The organism is Actinoplanes lutulentus, assembly GCF_003259845.1.
GTDB lineage: Bacteria > Actinomycetota > Actinomycetes > Mycobacteriales > Micromonosporaceae > Actinoplanes > Actinoplanes lutulentus.
In genome coordinates this window covers 57,116-79,329 of the sequence record NZ_QLMJ01000004.1, presented here as the reverse complement: position 1 = coordinate 79,329, position 22,214 = coordinate 57,116, and the positions used below count along the sequence as shown (strand labels likewise).

20 protein-coding genes are annotated in these 22,214 nt (G+C 69.5%); all 20 read left to right on the top strand.

Annotation, left to right across the window (positions count from 1 at the left end; all coding sequences use genetic code 11):
* The first annotated feature begins 1 nt into the window (after position 1).
* The 20 genes from B0I29_RS10660 (at position 2) to B0I29_RS10565 (ending at position 22,181) form a co-directional block, all read left to right on the top strand.
* A complete protein-coding gene (locus tag B0I29_RS10660; protein ID WP_111648767.1) occupies positions 2–2,353 on the top strand; it encodes a peptidoglycan D,D-transpeptidase FtsI family protein in 2,352 nt (783 codons plus the stop codon).
* Between the two features lie 78 nt (positions 2,354–2,431).
* The gene (locus B0I29_RS10655) at positions 2,432–3,928 is read left to right on the top strand and encodes a UDP-N-acetylmuramoyl-L-alanyl-D-glutamate--2,6-diaminopimelate ligase (protein ID WP_111648766.1); all 1,497 of its coding nucleotides are present in this window, start codon (positions 2,432–2,434) and stop codon (positions 3,926–3,928) included.
* Complete coding sequence (locus B0I29_RS10650; protein WP_111648765.1) at positions 3,925–5,313, top strand: UDP-N-acetylmuramoyl-tripeptide--D-alanyl-D-alanine ligase; 1,389 nt, start codon at positions 3,925–3,927, stop codon at positions 5,311–5,313. The genes B0I29_RS10655 and B0I29_RS10650 overlap by 4 nt, the downstream gene beginning before the upstream one ends.
* Positions 5,310–6,425: a phospho-N-acetylmuramoyl-pentapeptide-transferase gene (gene mraY / locus B0I29_RS10645; RefSeq protein WP_111648764.1), complete on the top strand. Its 1,116-nt coding sequence runs from the start codon at positions 5,310–5,312 to the stop codon at positions 6,423–6,425. Before B0I29_RS10650 ends, mraY begins: the two co-directional genes overlap by 4 nt.
* A gap of 140 nt (positions 6,426–6,565) precedes the next feature.
* Positions 6,566–7,954 (top strand): FtsW/RodA/SpoVE family cell cycle protein, encoded by a 1,389-nt coding sequence (locus tag B0I29_RS10640; RefSeq protein WP_111648763.1) that lies wholly within the window; start codon positions 6,566–6,568, stop codon positions 7,952–7,954.
* Between the two features lies 1 nt (position 7,955).
* Positions 7,956–9,059: an undecaprenyldiphospho-muramoylpentapeptide beta-N-acetylglucosaminyltransferase gene (murG, locus tag B0I29_RS10635; RefSeq protein WP_111648762.1), complete on the top strand. Its 1,104-nt coding sequence runs from the start codon at positions 7,956–7,958 to the stop codon at positions 9,057–9,059.
* A gap of 31 nt (positions 9,060–9,090) precedes the next feature.
* Positions 9,091–10,527 (top strand): UDP-N-acetylmuramate--L-alanine ligase, encoded by a 1,437-nt coding sequence (gene murC / locus B0I29_RS10630; RefSeq protein ID WP_111648761.1) that lies wholly within the window; start codon positions 9,091–9,093, stop codon positions 10,525–10,527.
* Between the two features lie 2 nt (positions 10,528–10,529).
* A complete protein-coding gene (locus B0I29_RS10625) occupies positions 10,530–11,297 on the top strand; it encodes a cell division protein FtsQ/DivIB (protein WP_111648760.1) in 768 nt (255 codons plus the stop codon).
* 294 nt (positions 11,298–11,591) lie between these two features.
* Positions 11,592–12,707 (top strand): cell division protein FtsZ, encoded by a 1,116-nt coding sequence (ftsZ, locus tag B0I29_RS10620; protein WP_111648759.1) that lies wholly within the window; start codon positions 11,592–11,594, stop codon positions 12,705–12,707.
* A gap of 9 nt (positions 12,708–12,716) precedes the next feature.
* Complete coding sequence (locus B0I29_RS10615) at positions 12,717–13,430, top strand: YggS family pyridoxal phosphate-dependent enzyme (protein WP_111648758.1); 714 nt, start codon at positions 12,717–12,719, stop codon at positions 13,428–13,430.
* 219 nt (positions 13,431–13,649) lie between these two features.
* Positions 13,650–14,378 carry a cell division protein SepF gene (locus B0I29_RS10610; protein WP_111648757.1) on the top strand — a complete coding sequence of 243 codons (729 nt, stop codon included), beginning with the start codon at positions 13,650–13,652 and terminating at the stop codon, positions 14,376–14,378.
* Positions 14,379–14,401: 23 nt separating this feature from the next.
* Entirely contained in the window at positions 14,402–14,707 is a 306-nt protein-coding gene (locus B0I29_RS10605; RefSeq protein WP_111648756.1) for a YggT family protein, read from the top strand.
* 42 nt (positions 14,708–14,749) lie between these two features.
* On the top strand, positions 14,750–15,565 hold the full coding sequence (locus tag B0I29_RS10600) for a DivIVA domain-containing protein (protein ID WP_111648755.1): 816 nt from the start codon (positions 14,750–14,752) through the stop codon (positions 15,563–15,565).
* Between the two features lie 54 nt (positions 15,566–15,619).
* A complete protein-coding gene (locus tag B0I29_RS45665; protein ID WP_181557760.1) occupies positions 15,620–16,690 on the top strand; it encodes an MSCRAMM family adhesin in 1,071 nt (356 codons plus the stop codon).
* A 111-nt stretch (positions 16,691–16,801) separates the two neighbouring features.
* Positions 16,802–17,086 (top strand): DUF167 domain-containing protein, encoded by a 285-nt coding sequence (locus B0I29_RS10590; RefSeq protein WP_111648754.1) that lies wholly within the window; start codon positions 16,802–16,804, stop codon positions 17,084–17,086.
* A 292-nt stretch (positions 17,087–17,378) separates the two neighbouring features.
* Complete coding sequence (locus tag B0I29_RS10585; protein WP_111648753.1) at positions 17,379–17,792, top strand: TraR/DksA family transcriptional regulator; 414 nt, start codon at positions 17,379–17,381, stop codon at positions 17,790–17,792.
* Positions 17,765–18,355: a signal peptidase II gene (gene lspA, locus B0I29_RS10580; RefSeq protein WP_111649141.1), complete on the top strand. Its 591-nt coding sequence runs from the start codon at positions 17,765–17,767 to the stop codon at positions 18,353–18,355. Before B0I29_RS10585 ends, lspA begins: the two co-directional genes overlap by 28 nt.
* Positions 18,352–19,281, top strand: coding sequence for an RluA family pseudouridine synthase (locus tag B0I29_RS10575; protein WP_111648752.1), 930 nt, complete (start codon positions 18,352–18,354; stop codon positions 19,279–19,281). Before lspA ends, B0I29_RS10575 begins: the two co-directional genes overlap by 4 nt.
* A gap of 91 nt (positions 19,282–19,372) precedes the next feature.
* Entirely contained in the window at positions 19,373–20,284 is a 912-nt protein-coding gene (locus tag B0I29_RS10570; protein WP_245972427.1) for a hypothetical protein, read from the top strand.
* Positions 20,285–20,486: 202 nt separating this feature from the next.
* Entirely contained in the window at positions 20,487–22,181 is a 1,695-nt protein-coding gene (locus B0I29_RS10565) for a MinD/ParA family ATP-binding protein (protein WP_111648750.1), read from the top strand.
* Positions 22,182–22,214: the final 33 nt, after the last annotated feature.

Here is a 22,214-nt window from a genome sequence, read left to right as displayed (position 1 = left end):
CATGTCGCCGCGAGCAGACGACGAGACACCGCGCCGGGGTACGCAGCCCCGGCGCGGTGCGTCGCGGGACCTCCCCGCCGAGGAGCCCGAGGAGAACCCGGGCCGCCGTGGCCGCTCCAGCATCGGTGACGCCCGCGCGTACACCCCGCGCGGACGGACCGTGGCCGAGCGGGGCCGGGCGCCGCGCTCCGGGCGGAACGCCGACCCGTTCCGGCCGGCTCTGCAGGTGCTGGACGGCGGCGAGACGCCGTCCCGGGCCCGTGGCCGCAAGCCGGTGGACGACAAGGACCCGGCGGAGGCCAGGGACAAGGACACCGCCCGCCGCGCCGAGGCCAGGGACAAGGACGCCGGCCGTCGCGCTGAGGCCAGGACCAAGGACACCGCCCGGCGCACCGAGGCGCCACCGCGGGCTCGTGAGCGCAAGCCGGCCGGCGGCGACACCGAGCCGCGCACTCGTGGCCGTGGTGACGGTGTTCGCGTTGCCCAGGACGACGGGGTGGGTGGACGCCGGACTCCGCGGGACCGTGCTGTCCCCCGTACCCAAAAAAGGCCGCCCGCGCGACCGAAGCGTCCGGAGAAGAGGGTGGCGGCAGAGCCGCCGAAGCTCGCGAGCGGGACCCGGCGGCTGCGACTCGGTACGGTGCTGGCGCTCTCGCTGTTCGTCACGATCGGCGTGCGGCTCGTGGTGCTGCAGGTCGCGACGTCCCCGGAGGAGGCCGCCAGTCTGCTCGCGCTGCGGGAGCGGCGGCTGAGCACTGTCGAGCTTCCCGCGCCGCGAGGCAGCATCCTGGACAGCTCCGGCGCGGTGCTGGCGCACAGTGTCGAGGCGCGGTACGTCTACGTCGACCCGGAGAACGCGAAGCTCCAGAAGAAGATCCCGGAAGTCGCCGCGCAACTGGCGCCGCTGCTCCGTGTGCAGCAGTCCAAGCTGATCGAGCTGATGCAGCGCAAGCAGTCGCTGGGTCGCTGGCTGAAGTTCCGGTACCTCGCTCGCGGCGTCGACGTCGGGGTTGCCGACAAGATCGTGAGCATGAAGCTCCCGGGCATCTACACGCACAGCGACGAGCGGCGCGACGTGCCCGGCAAGGACCTCGCGGCGAACCTGATCGGCTTCACCGGCGACGACCACCACGGCCTGGAAGGCCTCGAAGCGCGGTACGACGAACTGCTGCACGGCACCGACGGCAAGCGCGTCTTCGAGGTCGGCAAGGGCACCCTGGGCGCGGCGATCCCGGGCGGGTACGAGCAGTTCACCGCCGCCAAACCGGGCAACTCGCTGCAGCTCACCATCGACCGCGACGTGCAGTACGAGGTGCAGCGCATCCTCGACGCCGAGGCGGAGAAGAAGAAGGCGACGGTGGCCGGTGCCGTGGTGCTCGACGCGCGGACCGGCGAGGTGCTCGCCCAGGCGAGTTACCCGGCCTACAACGCGGCGAAGCCGGAGGACTACGACTCGCAGGAGCGGATCGACGTGCCGACCAGCGTCGTCACCGACCCGGGCTCCAGCCACAAGGCGTTCATCTTCGGCGCGGCCCTGCAGGAGGGTCTGATCACGCCGGACTCGACACTCAAGATCGGCCCCGGTCTGGAGCGAGGTGGCGAGGACTTCAAGGACTCCCACCCGATGGACAAGGGCACCGAGATGACCATGCCCGGTCTGCTCGCGCTCTCCTCCAACGTCGGCACGATCCTGATCGGGGACATGCTCGGCAAGGAGAAGATCTACGCGTACCAGCAGAAATTCGGGCTGGGCTCGGCGACCGGCGAGGGCATGCCGGGTGAGGCCGAGGGCCTGCTGCTGAAGCCGGAGGAGTGGAGCGGTTCGGCGTCCGGCTCGGTGCCGATCGGCCACAGTGTCTCGGCCACGCTGATCCAGATGGCGGCGGCGTACGGCGCGATCGCCAACGACGGCACCTACATCCAGCCGCAGCTGATCAAGTCGACAATCTCCGGTGTGGACGGCAAGGTGACCCCGGCCGCCGAGCCGGAGACGCACAAGGTGCTCGACCCGCAGGTCGCCTCGCAGCTGCGGACCTTGATGGAGGCCGTAGTCGACACGAAGGGGGGCACCGGTGGCGCCGCCGCGGTGACCGGCTATCGGGTCGCCGGCAAGACCGGCACCGGCAAGATGCTCATCGACGGGCAGTACACCAGTCACAACGCCAGCTCGTTCATCGGCATGGCGCCCGCCGACAACCCGCGGTACGTCATCGCCGTGTCGATGGACGTCGCCACCGGCAGTGGCGGTGAGGTGGCGGCGCCATCCTTCAGCGAGATGATGTCGTACACCCTGCTTCATTACCGTGTGCCACCGTCCGGTACGAAGCAGCCGACCTTCAAGATCCATCCATGAACCCATGCCGCATGGCGTTGACGGGAACCTGTGCGGCACCGGGTAGGGTCTGACGCCGTGTCAGGCATTCCCCGACCCATGAACGTCACGCCGGTCCCGTTGAGCCAGCTCGCAGAGCTGATCAGCGCGGATGCGGCGGGCGGTGACATCGATGTCACTGGGGTCACTCACAGTAGCGGGGCCGTGCGCCCCGGCGACCTTTACGCCGCGCTGCCCGGTGCGAACCGGCATGGCGCCTCATTTGTCGGGTCCGCTGCCGCATCGGGGGCGGTGGCTGTCCTGACCGATTCTGATGGGCTGGCGCCGGCTCTCGAAGCCGGCTTGCCGGTACTCGTCGTCGACGATCCCCGGGCGGTGCTCGGCGCGGTCTCGGCGGCGATCTACGGGGAGCCGTCGCGGCGGCTCACCATGATCGGGGTGACCGGGACGGCGGGCAAGACGTCCACGTCCTATCTCGTGGAGGCCGGGCTGCGTGCGGCCGGGCTGGTCACCGGGCTGGTCGGGACGGTGGAGACGCGGCTCGACGACTTCGTCGTCAAGAGCGTGCGGACCACGCCGGAGGCGACTGATCTGCAGGCGATTCTCGCGGCCGGGGTCGAGCGCGGGGTGACCGCCGTGGTGATGGAGGTTTCCAGTCACGCTCTTGTCATGGGGCGGGCTGACGGGATCGCTTTCGCGGCTGCCGGTTATACGAACTTCGGGCAGGATCACCTGGATTTCCATCCGTCGTCCGAAGAGTATTTCGAGGCTAAAGCTCGACTTTTTGACGGTAGAGCGGCTGTTGAGGTTCTTAACTACGACGACGATGCGGTTATGCGCTTAAATCGCGACAAGTCGGTCACTTACTCTGCTTCCGGGAATGTCGGGGCGAGCTGGTGGGCCTCTGACGTGCGGCCGGCCGCCTTCGGGCAGCTCTTCACCGCTCACGGCCCGGACGGCGTCACCGTGGAGACCGGAGTGGCCCTTCCCGGGCTTCACAACGTCGCCAACGCGCTGCTGGCCCTCGCGCTGCTGTCCGGGGCCGGCATCGACCCCGTGGTCGCCGGTGAGGGAATCCTGGCGTGCAAGGGCGTGCCCGGCCGGCTCGAACAGGTCGACGCCCCCGGCGAGATCCTCGGCGTTGTCGATTACGCCCACAAGCCGAACGCGATCGTGGCCGCTCTGGCGGCGCTGCGCGAGCTCGCCGGGGTCCGGGGCGGGCAGCTGATCTGCGTGATCGGGGCCGGCGGGGACCGGGACAAGGGCAAGCGTCCGTTGATGGGCGAGGCCGCCGCACACGGCTCGGACCTGGTCATCGTGACTGACGACAATCCGCGTACCGAAGATCCGGGGTTGATCCGGGCCGCCGTGCGTGAGGGTGCTCTGTCGTCTGCCGGAGCCGCCAAGGTCATCGAGATCGGCGGGCGGCGGGCGGCGATCGACGAGGCCGTGCGGCTGGCGTCGGCCGGTGACGTGATCGCGGTGCTGGGCAAGGGCAACGAGCAGGGCCAGGAGGTCGGCGGCGAGGTGCTGCCGTTCGACGACCGCATCGAGCTGGCAGCTGCTTTGGGAGCCGCTTTGGGAGGCCGTTCATGATCCCCATGACTCTCGGCGAGATCGCCACGATCGTCGGTGGCCGGGTTTCACCGGTGTCTTCGGCGGATGACGTCGTCACCGGTGCTGTCGAGTACGACTCCCGCAAGGTCGGCCTCGGTGGTCTCTTCGTCGCCTTCGACGGTGAGAAGGTGGATGGTCACTCCTACGCTGCCGGTGTCGTCGCGGCCGGCGCCGCCGGTGTGCTCGGCACCAAGGAGACCGGCGTGCCGACGGTTGTCGTCACCGACCAGCTGGAAGCTCTCGCCAAGCTGGCCCGGGTCGTTGTCGGCCGGCTGGACAAGCTGACCGTCGTCGGGCTCACCGGCTCGTCCGGGAAGACCACGACCAAGGACTACATCGGGCAGCTTCTCGCCCGTCTCGGGCCGACCGTTGCTCCGGCCGGATCGCTCAACAACGAGCTCGGGTTTCCGTACACGGTGTTGCAGGCGACCGCCGAGACCCGCTTCCTGGTGCTGGAGATGGGCGCCCGGGGTGTGGGGCACATTCGCTATCTGACCGATATCGCCCGCCCGCGGATCGGCGTGGTGCTCAATGTGGGCGCAGCGCACATCGGGGAGTTCGGGTCGGTGGAGGGGACCGCTCTGGCCAAGGGCGAGCTGGTCGAGTCGTTGTCGGCCGACGGGGTGGCGGTGCTGAACGCCGATGATCCCCTGGTGGCCGGGATGGCGGAGCGGACGTCGGCGCGGGTTGTCTCCACCGGGGAGGCGGCGGCTGACGTGCACGCGGCTGACGTGACGCTGGATTCCGAAGGCCGAGCCACATATTCGCTGAAATTTGGTGGAAAATCGGGCGAAGTCCGGTTGGCCGTTGTCGGCCGGCATCAGGTCTCCAACACCCTGGCCGCTGCCGCCGTGGCGCTCTCCGCCGGCATGGACTTCGACGATCTCACCGCGGCCCTCGGCGAGGTGGGCATCGTCTCCGGCCGCCGGATGGACGTCTTCCAGAATCCGGCCGGCGTGACGGTCATCGACGACTCGTACAACGCCAACCCCTCCTCGACGTCGGCCGCGCTGCGCGCCCTGGCGTCGATGGGCGCCGAACGCCGCACCACCGCCGTCCTCGGCTTCATGGCCGAGCTCGGCGAGTACGAGATCTCCGGGCACAACGACGTCGGCCGGCTCGCCGCCGAACTCGGTGTGGACCGGCTGATCGCGGTAGCCGGGAACGCCCGTCCGATCCTGGACGGCGCCGCTACCGTGAGCGGCTGGAGCGGCACCGCGTACTTCGCCGCCGACCAGGCCGCCGCCATCGAGATTCTGCGAAAGGACCTGCGCGCCGACGATGTCGTGCTGGTCAAGGGTTCCCGGTACCGGACATGGGACGTCGCCGACTGGCTGCGTCTCGGGGAGGTTCAGCCCACGTGAGGGCAGTAATCGTCGCGGCCGCGGTCGCCTTTCTCATCTCGCTGTTCGGCACCCCGATCGCGATCAAGGTCTTCTCGGCGCTCAAGGCCGGACAGCCGATCCGCACCATCGGCCCGCAGAGCCACCTCGGCAAGCGGGGCACCCCCACGATGGGCGGCGTGGCGTTCATCCTTGCCACGGTTTTCGCGTACGTGGCAGGTCATCTGGCGCTGACGACCCTGCCGGACCGGCAGATCGCCCAGGAGAAGCCGACCATGACCGCCCTGGTCCTGCTCGGTCTGTTCGTCTTCTGCGGCGCCGTCGGCTTCCTCGACGACTTCCTGAAGGTCCGCAAGAAGAACTCGGACGGTCTCAGCGCCAAGGGCAAGCTCCTCGGCCAGCTGCTGATCGGTACCGGCTTCGGCATCGCGGCACTCAACTTCCCGAGCACCAACGGGCAGACCGTGGCGAGCGAGCACATCTCGTTCATCCGCGACGTCAGCTGGCTGGACGTCGGCAAGGTCGGCTCGGTCATGGTCTTCGTCTTCGTCATCATGGCGATGTCGAACGGCGTGAACCTCACCGACGGCCTGGACGGTCTCGCCACCGGCGCGTCGATCCTGGTGCTCGGCGCGTACTCACTGATCGGCTTCTGGCAGTACCGGCACTGGTGCGGTGACGACAACTACCGCAGCACGAGCGCGTTGACCGAAGCGCACTGTTATCAGGTCCGCGACCCCTTGGAGATCGCGATGATCTCCGCGGCGGCAGCAGCCGCGTGCGTCGGCTTCCTCTGGTGGAACACCAACCCGGCCCGCATCTTCATGGGCGACACCGGTGCGCTCGCCCTCGGCGGCCTCATCGGCGGCCTGGCGGTGGCCACCCGCACGACGCTGCTCTCGGTCATCATCGGCGGCCTCTTCGTCATCATCACGATGTCGGTGGTCATCCAGATCATCTCGTTCAAGACCACCGGTAAACGTGTGTTCCGCATGTCACCGCTCCAGCACCACTTCGAACTGGCCGGCTGGAGCGAGGTCAACATCGTGGTCCGCTTCTGGATCATCGCCGGCATCTGCGCCGCGATCGGCCTGGGCCTCTTCTACAGCGACCACCTCGCGGTCATGGGCTGAAAACCCTTTCTTGGGTACGCGTGACCGCACTCCCGCCCCTCGGTCGTGTCCCGTACCGAGGGCCGGGGGTGACGGGGAACAATCGCGACACGCCCGGGATGTGACCGTCCGGCATGTGGACATCGGACGATGATGGGGTCATGGCGGACGACCGTATTCACAAGGCCCGCCCGTCGCTGAGCCGGCAGCTGATGCCCGCGGTGCACGGGCTGCTGGCTCGACCCCTCTCGTCCTACTACCTGCTGATCGCCAGCTCCGGCCTGCTGCTGCTGATCGGGCTCACCATGGTGTTCTCGGCGACCAGCGTGAAGGCGTTCGCGGCGAGCGGGAACGCCTTCGCGGACATCTCCAGCCAGGCTGTCTACGCGCTGCTGGGGCTCGTCGGGTTCTGGGTGTGCCAGCGGTTGCCCGCGCAGACCCTGCGGACGCTCGGCAAATACATCATGGGCATCGCCATCGTTCTGCTGGTGATCCTCGCGGTGCTGCACGCGCTGGCGTCGGCGAAGATCGGCAAGGGCTCGATCGGCCCGATCAAGGCCGAGCTGAACTGGCTGTACTTCGGGCCGGTCAGCCTGCAGCCGGGTGAGCTCGCGAAGGTCGGCATGGTGCTCTGGGGTGCCGACGTGATCGCCCGCAAGGGTCCGAAACTGGGGCACTGGCGTGAGCTGGCGATGCCGCTGTTCCCGGTGATCGGGCTGCTGTTCGTGCTGGTCGGTTACAACGACCTCGGCACCATGCTGGTGCTGCTCTCCCTGATCGTCGGCCTGCTCTGGGCGGCGGGCGTACGGATGAGGTTCTTCGCCGCGCTCGGAGTGCTCGGCCTCGCCGGTGTCGGTCTGCTGATCGCCGCGGCGTCCCGGGGCGCCGGTTCCGGCACCGCGGGGGAGCCGAACTATCGCCTGGAGCGGCTCACCAGCTTCCTCACGCCGCTGGACAAGTGTGACCCGAACGGCACCTGCTACCAGATCATCCAGGGCCGCTCGGCGATCTTCGAGGGCGGCTGGTTCGGCGTCGGGCTGGGCAAGGGCGCGCTCAAGTGGGGCTGGGTGCCGGAGGCCGACAACGACTTCATCTTCGCGATCGTCGCCGAGGAGTTGGGCGTGGTCGGCTGTGCCGTGGTGCTGGCGTTGCTGTCCGTGCTGGCGTACACCGGGTTCCGCATCGCGCGGCGCTCCAGCGACCCGTTCCGGCGGCTCGCGGCGTCCGCGATCACCACGTGGCTGGTCGCCCAGGCCGTGATCAACATGGGTGGGGTGGTCGGGCTGCTGCCCATCACCGGCCTTCCGCTACCGTTCATCTCCGCAGGTGGAACCGCTCTGGTGGTGACTCTGGCGGCGATCGGCATGCTGGCGTCGTTCGCCCGGGCGGAACCCGACGCGGCGCGAGCGCTGAACGCCCGTCCGACCCCGAGATGGGTACGACTAGTGTGGGCCCCGCTGCCGCCGCTGCCCCCGCCGCGGCGCACGGGTTCGGCGCGTCCGCCGGCCCAGAAAAAGCCTGTCGGTGCGGGGGACGGAAGGAGACGGTGAGATGAGCTCGCTGCGGTCGGTCGTGCTTGCCGGCGGAGGCACCGGAGGGCACATCTATCCGCTGCTCGCCTTCGCCGACGCGTTACGACGCCACTTCCCGAACATTCGGATCACCACGCTGGGCAGCCCGAAGGGCATGGAGAACACGCTCATCCCGGCGGCCGGTTACGACCTGCGCTCGATCCCGGCGTTCCAGCTTCCCCGGTCGCTGAACCTGGACCTGCTGCGCACGCCGGACCGGATGTACAAGTCCGCGCACGCGGCCGGCGAGATCATCGACGAGGTGCAGGCCGAGGTGGTCGTCGGATTCGGCGGTTACGTGTCGGTGCCGGCGTACCTGGCGGCCTGGCGGCGCGAGCTGCCGATCGTGATCCACGAGGTGAACGTGCCGCCGGGTGTCGCGAACCGGATGGGCATGAAGTTCACCAAGCGGATCGCGGTGGGCTTCCCGCACCAGCTGGAGCAGGCCGAGTCGCTGCGCAACGCCCGGCTGGTCGGCGTACCGCTGCGGACCGGCATCACGCACATGGACCGGCCGGCGCTGCGCCCGCAGGCTCTGTACCACTTCGGGCTGCGCCCGGACCTGCCGGTGCTCTTCGTCTCCGGTGGCTCCTCCGGCGCTCGTACGGTCAACCTGGCGGTCGCTGCGGCCGCCAAGCGGCTCGCGCACGCCGGCATCCAGGTGCTGCACGTGCAGGGCGGCCGCAACGACCCGTTCGAGGTGCCGAACGACCTGCCCGTCCCGTACGTGGTGGTGCCGTACCTCTCCGAGATGGAACTCGGTTATGCGGCCGCGGACCTGATGCTCTGCCGGGGCGGGGCGATCACGGTGGCCGAGACCACGGCGCTCGGCATGCCGGCCGTCTACGTGCCGTACCCGTTCAGCAACCAGGAACAGCGCCGCAACGCGCTGCCGGTGGTGGAGTCGGGTGGCGGCCTGCTCGTGGACAACAGCGAGCTGACCCCGGACTGGATCGAACGCAACATCATCCCGCTGGCCCGGGACCGGCAGCGGCTCGCCGGGATGGGCGCCGCCGCGGCCCGGTACGGACGCCGGGACGGCGACGAGGCGCTGCTGCGCTACGTGCTCGAAGCGGTCGGCTGATGCATCTCATCTTCGTCAAGGGAGTTAAATCGTGAGCACGGCGGAGTTGAGTCCGGCCGGTGAGTTGACCGCCGAGGACCTGGGCAGCGTGCACCTGATCGGCATCGGTGGGGTCGGCATGGCCGGCCTGGCCCGCCTGCTGCTGACCCGTGGTGTGCCGGTCTCCGGCAGTGAGCTGCGCGAGTGGCCTGCCCTGGCGGCCCTGCGGGCTCTCGGTGGCACCGTGCACATGTCGCACGTGGCGTCGAACCTGGACGGTGTGGACACGGTCGTCTACTCGACCGCGATCCCGCAGGACCACATCGAGCTCGCCGAGGCGCGCCGCCGCGGTCTGCGGGTGCTGCACCGCTCCGAGGCCCTCGCGACGGCCATGACGAACCGGCAGAGCATCGCGATCGCCGGTACCCACGGCAAGACCACCACCACCTCGATCATGACGGTGATCCTGCAGCACGCCGGGCACGACCCGTCCTTTGTGATCGGTGGCGAGATCTCCGCGGCCGGCGCGGCCGGGCACCACGGCAGCGGGCCGCACTTCGTGGTCGAGGCGGACGAGAGCGACAAGTCGTTCCTGATCTACCGGCCGCACGTCGCGATCATCACGAACATCGAGGGCGACCACCTCAACAACTGGGGCGACCTGGAGTCGCTGAAAGCCGGTTTCCTCCAGTTCGGCGGACTCGCCGACGGGTTCGTGGTGACCTGCGCGGACGGGCCGGGCACCGAGGAGCTGATCGCTGATCTGCGGGCGGCCGGCAAGACCGTCTACACGTACGGCGAGGCTGAGGGCGCCGATCTGCGGATCAGCGAGATCGTCTCCTCGACCAGCGGCGTGCGGTACCAGGCGGAGCTGGACGGCAAGCCGCTCGGCGAGCTGAAACTGGCGCTGCCCGGCAAGCACATGGGCCTGAACAGCGCGGCCACCGTGCTGACCGCCCTGAAGCTCGGCCTGCCGCTGGACAAGGTGACCGAGGCCCTGGAGTCGTTCCCGGGTGTGCGCCGCCGGTTCGAGCGCAAGGGTGTCGCCGCGGGCGTGCGGGTCTACGACGAGTACGCGTACCACCCGACGTCGGTGAAGGCCGCTCTGCGGACGCTGCGCGAGGTGGCCGGCGACGGCCGGCTGCTCGTGGTCTTCCAGCCGTACCGGGTGTACCGCACCCGCGACCTTCAGGCCGAGCTGGCCGAGGGTCTCGCGGTCGCCGACGAGGTGATCTGCATGGAGGTCTTCGGTCCGGGGGAGACCCGCGGGCCGGGCGAGGGTGGCCGGGCGCTGACCGCGGCGATCGACCTCGCGGACGACCGCAAGGTCTTCGTGCCGGACTGGGACGACGTGCCCGCCGAGGTGGTCCGCCGCAGCCGTCCCGGCGACGTGGTGGTCACGATGGGCGCGCCGCCGATCTCGCTGATGGGTGACGAGCTGCTGGCCGCGCTCGCCGAGGCGGACCAGCAACCCGACCTGGCGGGGTAGCAGTGGCGGGCGGGGGCAACCGCAACTGGCGCCTGGTACGCGCGGACACCGACGCCGTGCCGTCGTCGGCACGCCGGTTCATGGCCCGGGCACGTCAGCGCAAGCTGCGGGCCGCGATGCCGTGGATGGTCGCCGCCGGTGTGCTCCTGGTCGCCGGTGGCCTGGTCTGGCTGGTCTACGGCACCTCGGTGCTGGGTGTGCGCGAGGTCGACGTGGTCGGCGCCGAGCTGCTCTCCGCGGAGCAGATCCGCGCGGCCGCCGCGATCGAGCCGGACCGCCCGCTGGCCCGGGTCGACCTGGGCGCGGCGAGCGCCCGGGTACGCGGCCTGCCGGCGGTGGACCGGGTACTGATCAACCGCAGCTGGCCGTCGACCGTGGTGATCGAGGTCGTCGAACGGGTGGCGGTGGCCGCGGTGCCGGCCAAGCAGGGCTTCATCCTGATCGACGACGAGGGTGTGCCGTTCCGGGCCGTGGCGGAGCAGCCGGCCGGCCTGCCGCTGGCGCGTCTCTCGGCGCCGGGGCCGCTGGACACGAACACCGGTTCGGCGCTGACCGTGCTGGGCGCTCTCAGTGACGAACTTCGCAAACAACTCGTCGCCGTGGCCGTCCCCTCGCCGGTGCAGATCCGGTTGGAGTTGCGGAAGGGTCGTGTCGTCATCTGGGGCGACGACACGAAAAGCGACGAAAAGAGCAAAGTAGCGACCGAACTGCTCGGCCAGAAGGGCGAGGAGATCGACGTCAGCGCTCCGACGGTCGTGACGATCAGGTAGAAATCCGGTTAACCGGACAAGCCCGCAGAAACGGAACAATACGTCTAAGGTTACGGGTGAGTCGGATACTCGCCACGTAAGCGGACGCGACACGCCGTCCAGGGTCTTTGGTCGCAGCGAGATGTTTGCTTACGTTGCGTCGAGAGGTTTGAGTAGTTGACATAACTCTAGACCTCTAGTAGAGGGTGAGGGTTTCCTCGCCCTCCCTTGTACGGCAGCGAATGTTGAAGTGCGGTTCTTGGGCCGCAGGGGCCGTCGACATTCGACCACCCTGGAAGGGAAGGCTGGACACCGATGACACCACCACACAACTACCTTGCGGTCATCAAGGTCGTCGGTATCGGCGGCGGCGGCGTTAACGCCGTGAACCGCATGATCGAGGTCGGGCTGAAAGGCGTCGAGTTCATCGCGATCAACACTGACGCCCAGGCGTTGCTGATGAGCGATGCCGACGTGAAGCTCGACGTCGGCCGCGAGCTGACCCGGGGCCTCGGCGCCGGCGCACAGCCCGAGGTCGGCAAGAACGCCGCCGAGGACCACCGGGACGAGATCGAAGAGGTGCTCAAGGGCGCCGACATGGTCTTCGTCACCTGTGGCGAGGGCGGCGGAACGGGCACGGGCGGCGCGCCCGTGGTCGCGAACATCGCGCGCAAGCTCGGCGCTCTCACCATCGGCGTGGTCACCCGCCCGTTCTCGTTCGAGGGCAAGCGGCGCCAGGTCCAGGCCGAGGCCGGCATCGACGAGCTGCGCAACCAGTGCGACACGCTCATCGTCATCCCGAACGACAGGCTGCTCGCGCTCGGCGACCGCGGCATCTCCATGATGGACGCGTTCCGCCAGGCCGACCAGGTCCTGCTCTCCGGTGTTCAGGGCATCACCGACCTGATCACCACGCCGGGTCTGATCAACCTGGACTTCGCGGACGTGAAGAGCGTCATGAGCAACGCGGGAAGCGCGCTCATGGGCATCGGCAGCGCGCGCGGCGACAACCGCGCGGTCGAAGCGGCCGAGCGTGCGATCTCCAGCCCGCTGCTGGAGCAGAGCATGGACGGTGCACGGGGCGTGCTGCTCTCCATCGCCGGTGGCTCGGACCTCGGTCTGTTCGAGATCAACGACGCGGCGCAGCTGGTCACCGACGCGGCCCACCCGGACGCGAACATCATCTTCGGTGCGGTCATCGACGACGCTCTCGGCGACGAGGTGCGTGTCACGGTGATCGCGGCGGGCTTCGACGGGGGCACGCCTTCGTACAAGCCGGCCGAGCCGGTGCGCAAGGTCGTTCCGCAGCCCAGCTCGCCGCCGGTCAGCACGCCGGCCCCGGTGGCTCCGGTGCAGAACACGACCCCTCCGCCCCGTCGGGTGCTCTTCGACGATGTGGACGTGCCGGACTTCCTCAAGAACGGTTCCTGAGCACCGTCGATGGATCGTGATAGTGAAGGGCGGCGGGCCGAGCTCGCCGCCAACCTTCAGCAAGTGCTGGACCGGATCGCGCGCGCCTGTGAGGCGGCCGGTCGTCCGGCGGGCGGCGTCACCCTTACCGCGGTGACCAAGACGTACCCGGCGAGCGACGTTCTGTTGCTCGCCGGGCTCGGCGTCACCGACGTCGGGGAGAACAAAGACCAGGAAGCGGCTGCCAAGGCAGCGCAGGCACAGGCCGCTGGGGTACGCCTGCGCTGGCACTTCGTCGGCCAACTGCAGCGCAACAAGGTCAAATCCGTTGCCGGGTACGCCGATGTGGTCGAGTCGGTCGGTTCCGAGCGCCTGGCCGAGGCGCTGGGCCGGGCGGCGCAGACCCGCGAGGTTCCGCTCGACATTCTGATCCAAATCAGTCTCGACGGAGATCCATCACGTGGCGGCGTGGTTGAAGATGATCTTTGGCGGGTATCCGACACGGTGACCTCATCGGACGGTCTCCGGCTCGCCGGCGTGATGGCGGTGGCGCCACTGGGCTGGGATCCGGATCGTGCGTTCGGACGTCTGGCCGTACTGGCTGGACAGATGGGCGAACGGTATCCGGGCGCCACGACGGTCTCCGCGGGTATGAGCGGCGATCTTGAGGCGGCCGTCCGGCACGGGGCGACACACGTACGGATCGGTACATCTTTACTCGGGATGCGAAACTCGCTGCGGTAGCCTTGCGCCGGGCAGCAAACTACACAGGTGTTGTTTTACGCGACGCGCCACCAGCACGACGGCCGACGCGTCCGACGACGCAGCGTCGCAGCGGGTCGTGGGTCCGAATCGGACCCGTGTGTTCGGCTCGCACAAGGGGGGACGCGGCACGCCGAGGGGGCGCGGGCCGCACAGCGGACACGGAGGTGGGGGCATGGACGCTCGGCAGGGAGGGGCGGCATGAGCGCGTTGCGTAAGGCAGGCGTTTGGCTCGGCCTCGTCGAGGAGGACGACGACCGCGGATACGACGACCGCGGCTACCGCGAGACCTCGTACCGTGACCGCGACCGTGACCGCGACCGGGGTCGTGAGCGCGACCGGGATCGCGAGCGTTACTCCAGCGACCGGTACGCCGACGAGTTCGCCGAGGAAGACGAAGAAGAGGAGCGCGCCGTTCCGCGTGCGCGTTCCGAGCGCACCCGGCTCGACCGGGTGTCCGCGGCTCGTGCCGACCTCGAACGGGAAGAGAGCGAGCGCCTCGATCGGGCGAGCGTGCGCTCCATCACCCGGCCGCAGGCGGCATCGGACCAGGGCAACGCGCTCAGTTACTCGACCCGGGAGAACCTCGCGCTGAAGCCGCAGCCGCAGGTCCAGCCCCAGGTCCAGCCGCGTCCGGTGGAGGAGGAGCAGCGTTACCAGATCACCACGCTGCACCCCACCACGTACCGGGAGGCGCGCACGATCGGCGAGCACTTCCGCGACGGCGTTCCGGTCATCATCAATCTCACCGAGATGGATGAATCCGACGCTCGCCGCCTCGTTGACTTCGCCGCCGGGCTGGCCTTTGGTCTTCGCGGTACGATCGAGCGCGTGACCAACCGGGTTTTCCTGCTCTCACCGGCGAATGTCCAGGTCACCGCAGAGGACAAGGCCAAGATCGCTGAGGGCGGCTTCTTCACTCAGAGTTGACCCGAACGAGGGATCCGCCGAACGTGCTGTCGATCGTGTTCCAGACTCTCTATATCTTGCTGTACCTCTTCTTCATGGTGCTGCTGGCCAGATTCGTGCTGGGTGCGGTACTCCAGTACGGACGCCGATGGCAGCCCAGCCGGGGTGCGTCCGCCGGACTCGAATCGGTGTGGAGCGTCACGGATCCACCTCTCAAGGCGTTGAGGCGTGTGATCCCACCGCTGCGCATTGGTAACGTGAGTTTGGACCTGGCTTCCATCGTGCTGCTGGTTATCCTGTTCGTGCTCATGAACTTCGTGCTGGTTCCACTGATCAACACATACAGCTAGCAGCAGCCCCAACCGCGGCCGCGACTGACCCGAGGAGTTTCGATGCCGCTGACCCCGGCCGACGTGCACAACGTCGCCTTCAAGAAGCCCCCGATCGGCAAGCGGGGGTATGACGAGGAGGAGGTCGACGCCTTCCTTGACGAGGTGGAGCGCGAGCTCGCCCGTCTGATCGAGGAGAACAACGAGCTGCGCGCCCAGGTGGAGCGCGGCGGCCGGGGTGGCGCACCAGTGGCCCCGGGTGCCGATCCCCGCATGGCAGCCGAGCTCAACGACCTGAAAGCCCAGCTCGACCGTGTGCAGCGGGACAAGTCGGCAGCCGAGCAGGCTGCCCGGCAGATGCAGGCTGAGCTTGAGCAGGTCCGTGCCCAGGGCCCCGGCCCGGGTGCTGCCCAGACCGCCGCCGATGGCGAGCAGCAGGCGCTGCGCGTCCTGATGATGGCCCAGCGGACCGCCGACGACCACGTGTCGGACGCTCGCCGCGAGGCCGACAAGCTTCTCTCCGACGCTCGTTCCAAGGCGGAGGAGGTCACCCGCGAGGCGCGGGCCAAGGCCGACGCCCTCGAGCGGGACGCGCGCCAGCGGCACCAGGAGGCCATGGGCGGCCTGGACGCCAAGCGGACCGCGCTGCAGAAGCACATCGAGGAGCTGAAGCAGTTCGAGCGGGAGTACCGCACCCGCCTGAAGGCGTACCTGGAGAGCCAGTTGCGTGACCTGGACGGTCGTGGTCAGGGCCTTGAGGCCGAGCTGACCAGGGCCGACGCGGGCCGCGCTGTTGGTGGTTCGGGTGGTCTCGCCGCAGCCGGCCTCGCCGGCTCGTACGGCGGCAGCCGGACCAACTCCATCGAATCGGGTCGCTGACCGGACACCCTCCCGGTACCGCGATCGAGAACCGAACCGCGACGAGGATGAGCCATGATCGTTGCTAGTCTCCTGCTCATCCCCGTCGCGGTGTTGTTTCTCGCGTTCGGGCTGATCAACGGCTCGAGCAATCTGCTCATAGCCTCGATCGTGGTCAGCCTGCTCGTCGCGGCTGCCCTCGTTCTCGGGTTGCGCCAGACGGCCGCCCGCCGCGCCGCGGAGCAGGACAACTGGGAACGCCCAGGTCCGATGCCCGAGACGCCGTCCCGGAGCCAGCCCGATCCTGCTGATTACGCAGAGCCCGCTGAGTACCCGGAGCCCGGCCCCCAGTACTCGGAGTCCGCCGATTACGCGGATGAAGCCCAATACTCCGAGTCGGCTCAATATTCAGAGTCAGCTCAGTACTCCGGCTCCGCGCAGTACGCCGAGTCCGCGCGGTACGCCGGTGACGAGGATCCGTACCCCGAAAATTCTGCCTCGGCCGGGCCGGTGTTCGCAGCCGAATCCGGCTTCGCCGATCAGGCCGGCGCGGCCACTCCGCATGCGGGCGCCGCGGAACACTTCGACGACTCCCCGGAAGCCGCTCGCGCGGCCGGCGAACGGGACGCGGCGGACCATCTCACGGGTGAATCGGACGGCGTTCCGTCCCGTGCCGCAGACTACGCGGATTCCGACTCCAGGTCTGATTTCGGCCCCACGCCCAGTTTCGCCGACGAGCCGGCCGCGGCCGATTACGACCGTGCCGCCTCGACGATCGGCGCGGCCCGGGTGAGCGACGCCGACGACCCGCCCTGGCGGCGTCCGGGTGAGGAACGCCGCCCGGCCGAGACGGCCGATCTCGTGGACGAGGCCGACGACGAGTTCGACGAGCCGGACGACGACGACCCGGACGACGAGCCGCTGCCGCAGTCGGTGCGCCCGGCCGACGCGGTCCTGGTGGCCCGCCTGGACGCCGAGGTGCTCGTGGTCGACGGCCGCCCCCGGTACCACATGGCGGACTGCCCGCATCTGGTCGGCAGGCTCACCGAGCCGCTGCCGGTGAACGAGGCGGTCGAGCTCGGCTTCAGCCCGTGCGGCCTGTGCCGGCCGGTCGACCGGCTGGTCGCCGCCGTCTCCCAGCGATGACTCTCGATCCGGCGATGCGATGACCCCGGCCCGGCGATGTGATGACCCCGGCCTGGCGATCAAAGCCGGTCGCGCGATCAGGCCTGGCCGGCGATCAGAGCCGGTCCGGCGGTGAGGCCCGGATCGGTCGCGGTCCGGGTGCGCCCCGGCGCCGGTCGCAACAAGGTCGGCGGCCGTTACGACGGCCCGCACGGCCCCGCGGTGATCGTCGCGGTCAGTGCCCCGGCGGTGGACGGCCGGGCCACCGAGGCCGTCCGCAGAGCCCTCGCCGAGGCGCTGGGCCTGCGCCCGGCGGCGGTCGAGTTGCGGCTCGGCGCGACCAGCCGGGACAAGGTGTTCACGGTCACGGCACCGGCGGGTGAGTGGGAACAACGACTCACGGCTCTACTTCAATGACTGTTGGTAATCGGTGAGTCACGTGGGGTGTATCGTCGGTAACTCGACGGCCCGCTGACTCGTTTCAGCCGGTTTGTCGGAACCGAGTGGGATGGTGGGTTGTCGGGCCACTTCACCTTCCGTATCCTTGCCAACCTCAACGCGTGCGCGGCTGTTTCCTGCCGCGCCGTTTGTGCAGGTGGGGGAAGATCTACGGCCGGGGACCCCACCGGGCTCACGGGGTAACAGACCAAGGGACGAGGAGTCCCGCAGACCGCGGATCGCCGCGCCGGGCGCGGCCGAGGGAGCGACGATGGCCAAGGCAACCGAAGTCCGGTCCGGTTCGTCCGCTGCGGAGCGCAGCCGCAGCGAGGCGGAGACCGAGGAGATCCGGCAGGCTCTGGTCGCGCGGTTCACCGAGCTGCAGGCCGAGTACGATCAGTCGCTCAGCGAGATCACCGAGTTGCAGCGCGAGCGGGTCGCCGACTCGGCCGGGGACGACCAGGCCGATGCGGGCACCAAGACGTTCGAGCGGGAGCAGGAGATCACGCTGGCCAACAACCTGCTCGAGCGGATCACACAGGTGGAACGCGCCATCGATCGGCTCGGAGCGGGCAACTACGGTTGGTGTGAGCGGTGCGGTAACCAGATCCCGGTCGAACGACTGGCGGCGTTCCCGTCCGCGACTCTTTGTATCCCGTGCAAGCAGTTGGAGGAACGACGCTGAACGCCGACGAGCCGGTGACCGCGAGACCGCGGTTCGCCCCCCGCGCCGTGGCCGTCCTGGGCGCGACCGCGGTGATCGCCGTGGCGCTCGACCAGTGGGTCAAGCACCTCTCCACCGAGAACCTGGATCCGGGCGAGCCGGTCCGGATCCTCGGTGGTCTGGTTTATCTGTCGCTGCTGCGCAACAGCGGAGCCGCGTTCAGTTTCGGCAGTTCCTTCACCTGGGTCTTCCCGCTGATCACCATCGTGGTGGTCGGCTGGATCGGCTGGATGGCGCTGCGCCTGCGCTCGGTGCCGTGGGCGATCGCGCTCGGCCTGGTGCTCGGCGGCGCGCTCGGCAACCTGGGCGACCGGCTGTTCCGGGCGCCCAGCTTCCTGCACGGCCATGTGGTCGACATGATCAGCGTCTTCGGTCCGTACGGTGAGTACTTCGCCGTCTTCAACATCGCCGACAGCTGCCTCAGCGTCGGTGTGGTGCTCGCGGTCCTGCTGGAGCTGACCGGCCGGCAGCGTGACGGCAGCCGGCTCGTCGCCAAGAAAAAGAAGGCCGAGGAGCCAGCATGAGTCAGCGATCCCTGCCCGTCCCGGACGGGCTCCACGGCATGCGCCTGGACCAGGCCGTCTCCCGCCTCTTCGGGCTTTCCCGGACGGCCGCGGCCGACCTGGTGGAGTCCGGTGACGCGCTGGTGGACGGTGTTGCCCGGCTCAAGTCGGAGAAGGTCACGGCCGGCGCCTGGCTCGAGGTGACCCTGCCCGCGCCGGTGGCCGCGCCGACGATCGTCGCCGCGCCGGTGCACGGCATGAAGATCATCTATAGCGACGACGACATCGTCGTGGTGGACAAGCCGGTCGGTGTCGCGGCTCACCCGAGTCCCGGGTGGACCGGGCCGACCGTGATCGGCGGGCTGGCCGCGATGGGCCAGAACGTGGCGACCAGCGGTGCCGCCGAGCGGCAGGGCGTGGTGCACCGCCTCGACGTCGGCACCACCGGCCTCATGGTGGTGGCGAAGAGCGAGGTGGCGTACACCGAGCTGAAGCGGGCGTTCAAGGAGCGCGAGGTGGAGAAGCGGTACCACGCCGTGGTCCAGGGGCACCTGGATCCGTTGCGCGGCACCATCGACGCCCCGATCGACCGGCACCCGACCGCTGACTGGAAGTTCGCGGTGATGTCGGACGGCAAGCCCAGCGTGACGCACTACGACACGCTTGAGGCGTTCCGGTCGGCCAGCCTGGTGGACGTGCGGCTGGAGACCGGGCGTACCCACCAGATCCGGGTGCACTTCTCGGCGCTGCGGCATCCGTGCGTCGGTGACACGGCGTACGGTGCGGATCCCACCCTGGCCGCCCGGCTGAAACTGGACCGTCAGTGGCTGCACGCCCGCGAACTGGCGTTTGTCCACCCCCGGACGCACGATGAGGTCCGGTTCGTCAGCGACTACCCTGACGACCTGAAATACGCGCTGGACGTCCTGGAGGACGCCAGCAGCTAGCCACAGCAGTCGGGAGTGAAACGTGGGCCCCGCGCCTGGTCTGCGGGCGGTCCTCGTCAGGTTCGGGGGCGGCTCACTCCGGTCATTGATCATGACCGGAGTCGCGCTGGCGGCTATCACGGCACTGGTCTCGGCACTGATCTGGGCCGACCGCGAACTGCCCGCCGGTGAGTCGACCGGCGAGGTGGTCCGGGTCGGCGTGGTGGAGGGCCAGTCCGTCGGTGGTTACTCCGACGCGGCGAAGCACGAGGTGGAGACGCTCGGCACCTCCGGCGACACCTGGGCGCTGGTCACCCTCCGGTCGTACGCGTCACCGAGCAGCCTCCCGGCGCTGCTGGCCGGCGCGACAGTGGCCCAGGTCTACACGCGGGTGCCGCTTCCGGACGCGCGTACCCAGGTGACCCGGATCCCGGTCTATCAGCTGCCCGCCGACGTGATCGGCGGGATGCTCGCCGCCGCGGTGTCCCGCGACCAGGAGGAGGCGGAATACCTCCGGCTGAGCGAGGCGCTGAGCGGCGACGGGCGCAACGAGCGCCGCTTGCGGGCCGCCTATCAGAGCGCTGCCCGCACGGCGGCTCAGGAGGCGGCCGCGTACCGGGCCGGGTGTGACTGTGTCTTCGCGGTCGTGGTGCGTGCCGCGCCGAACGTGCTGAGCGGCCTGGCCGCGACCCCGGTGGTCCGGGTCGTCGACCCGGCGCCGGAAGTGCGCCAGCTGGACAAGGCGGAGTTCCGGCCGCCGCTGCCCGAGGAGACGGACACCGTCTCGGAACAGCCGTCGGTGCCGGCCGTGCCATCCCTCGAAGCAGGCGTTGCCTCCGCCACACCTACGCCTATACCGTCGTCGATCGAGGCCGCTGTGACATCCGCCTCACCCGAAAGTTCGACTACCGCCGCACCGCAGTCCGTATTCCCCTCCGAGGTTCCGGTTGCCGTACCCTCGGCGGCGGACGCGAGTCCTGTTCGCGACGGGTACAGCACGCCCTCCGAAGTGCCCGGCCGTTAGGTTTTCCGACCCCGAAACGTTCGGGTGGATGCACGTGCACGACCAGCGTGCCGCTATGTGATCAAGAATGACCCGAGGATGGGCGGTCGGCCGGTGGCCCGAACTGGGTCTCGTCCGTAGCCTGTCAGGGGGCGAGAACATCGCCTGAAGGCTTAGACCATCGCCGAGGATGACAATCGGGTAGGCGCAGAGAGGACGAGCCGTGGACGGGACCGAGACCGGCTGGGGCCGGCCTGCGGAACCAGCCCCGCGCTGGCGGGCGCTGCTCGACCGGGCTCGGCATGGCAACCGCAGCGAAGAGCCGGAAGAGACTCCGCAGCAGCAGGAGCCTCAACAGCAGGCGCCATGGGGCCAGCAGCAGCCAGGCCGGGGCGCGGCCCCGGTGGAGCGCCGGCCTTTCAACCCGCTCGATCCCCGGGCGCAGCAGCCCGCTCCCGAGCGCCGCGCACCGGAACCGCCGCCGGAGCAGCGCGCTGTTCCGCAGCGTCCGATCAACCCGCTCGACCCTCGCTGGCAGGCCCGGCGTGAGCCCGAGCAGCCGAGCAGCTTCTTCGAGCCGGGTGGCCGCGCTGCGCCTCCGGCGCATCAGCAGCCTCCGGCCCAACCCCCACAACCTCCGGTGCGTGATTTCGGTGCGGCCCCTTCCGGGTACGCCTCACCGGCGCGCGACTATCCGGCGAACGGGTACCCGCCGCCCGCGGCCAACGGTTACGCGGCCCCGCCGCCGGCCGGCGGCTTCGCGAACGGCTACGCCGGTGGGGCATACGCTCCGGCCGCCCAGCCTCCGCCGGCCCCGCCGGTCGTTCCGCAGGCCGCGGCACCCGTGGCACCGCCCGCCCCGCCGATGACGCCGCAGTCTCTGGCGCCGCAGTCTCTGGCGCCGCAGCCGTTGGCTCAGCAGCCTCCGGCGACGAGTGCTTATCCGCCGGCGCCGGCCGCGCCCGCGTACCCTCGCAATCCGGCCGCGCAGGGGCCGGTCGTGCCCCCGCAGGCCGCGCCGCGCATCCCCGCGCCGCAGCCGGCGCCGATCTCGCCTGCCGCCAGTGCCGCGGGCGCCCGGATCGAGTGGCGGCAGACGCGCAACGACGACGGCAGCGACCGGGCCGCCTCGGTGCTGCGCCGCAAGCTCGGCAAGCCGCGGGTGCTGGCGTTCGCCAACCCCAAGGGCGGCGTGCACAAGACCACCGCGACCGTGCTGGCCGCGGCCACCATCGGCAGCGTGCGCGGTCGTGGCGTGCTGGCCTGGGACGACAACGAGCTGCGCGGCACGCTCGGTCTGCGTGCCGGTTCGGCCCGGCACGCCCGGACCATCAAGCACCTGCTCGCCGACCTGATGCGCATCGAGAACCTGCACGGCGACGCGCTGCTCCAGGAGCTCGACGCCTATCTGCGGCACGCCTCGGACGGCTCCTACGACGTCCTCGCCGGCGAGGAGAACCCGCGCTTCGCCCAGCGGCTCGACCAGGGCACCGTGCGGCGGGTGACCGATCTGCTGCGGCGTACCCATGACGTGATCTGCGTCGACACCGGCAACAACGTGGAGAGCGTCAACTGGCAGACGGTGATGCGCACCGCCGACCAGCTGGTGATCACCACGGTGCCCCGGGAGGACGCGGCTTTCACCGCGGACTGGATGCTCGACGTGCTCGAGGAGAGCGGGATGGGCGACATGGTGGCAAACGCCGTGACGTTGATCTCGTGCCCGTCGCCGGGCCACCTGCCGCTGCTTGAGGACTTCAAGAAGCACTTCGCCACGCGGACCCGGGCGGTCGCGGTGGTGCCTTACGACCCCGCGCTCGAGGTCGGTTCCTCGATCGAGTACGGCGACCTCCAGGCCGAAACTCGACAGGCTTGGTTGCGTGCCGCGTCGACGATGCTGGAGCCGTTCGCCGAGTAATATTCTGGGCCGTCGACTTATAGGGGGGTCCGG

Bases quoted from the DNA above. Each gene is read 5' to 3' on its own strand.
- B0I29_RS10660 (WP_111648767.1), top strand. From the start codon at position 2: ATGTCGCCGCGAGCAGACGACGAGACACCGCGCCGGGGTACGCAGCCC.
- B0I29_RS10655 (WP_111648766.1), top strand. From the start codon at position 2,432: ATGAACGTCACGCCGGTCCCGTTGAGCCAGCTCGCAGAGCTGATCAGC.
- B0I29_RS10650 (WP_111648765.1), top strand. From the start codon at position 3,925: ATGATCCCCATGACTCTCGGCGAGATCGCCACGATCGTCGGTGGCCGG.
- B0I29_RS10640 (WP_111648763.1), top strand. From the start codon at position 6,566: ATGGCGGACGACCGTATTCACAAGGCCCGCCCGTCGCTGAGCCGGCAG.
- murG (WP_111648762.1), top strand. From the start codon at position 7,956: ATGAGCTCGCTGCGGTCGGTCGTGCTTGCCGGCGGAGGCACCGGAGGG.
- ftsZ (WP_111648759.1), top strand. From the start codon at position 11,592: ATGACACCACCACACAACTACCTTGCGGTCATCAAGGTCGTCGGTATC.
- B0I29_RS10615 (WP_111648758.1), top strand. From the start codon at position 12,717: ATGGATCGTGATAGTGAAGGGCGGCGGGCCGAGCTCGCCGCCAACCTT.
- B0I29_RS10610 (WP_111648757.1), top strand. From the start codon at position 13,650: ATGAGCGCGTTGCGTAAGGCAGGCGTTTGGCTCGGCCTCGTCGAGGAG.
- B0I29_RS10600 (WP_111648755.1), top strand. From the start codon at position 14,750: ATGCCGCTGACCCCGGCCGACGTGCACAACGTCGCCTTCAAGAAGCCC.
- B0I29_RS45665 (WP_181557760.1), top strand. From the start codon at position 15,620: ATGATCGTTGCTAGTCTCCTGCTCATCCCCGTCGCGGTGTTGTTTCTC.
- B0I29_RS10585 (WP_111648753.1), top strand. From the start codon at position 17,379: ATGGCCAAGGCAACCGAAGTCCGGTCCGGTTCGTCCGCTGCGGAGCGC.
- B0I29_RS10575 (WP_111648752.1), top strand. From the start codon at position 18,352: ATGAGTCAGCGATCCCTGCCCGTCCCGGACGGGCTCCACGGCATGCGC.
- B0I29_RS10570 (WP_245972427.1), top strand. From the start codon at position 19,373: ATGACCGGAGTCGCGCTGGCGGCTATCACGGCACTGGTCTCGGCACTG.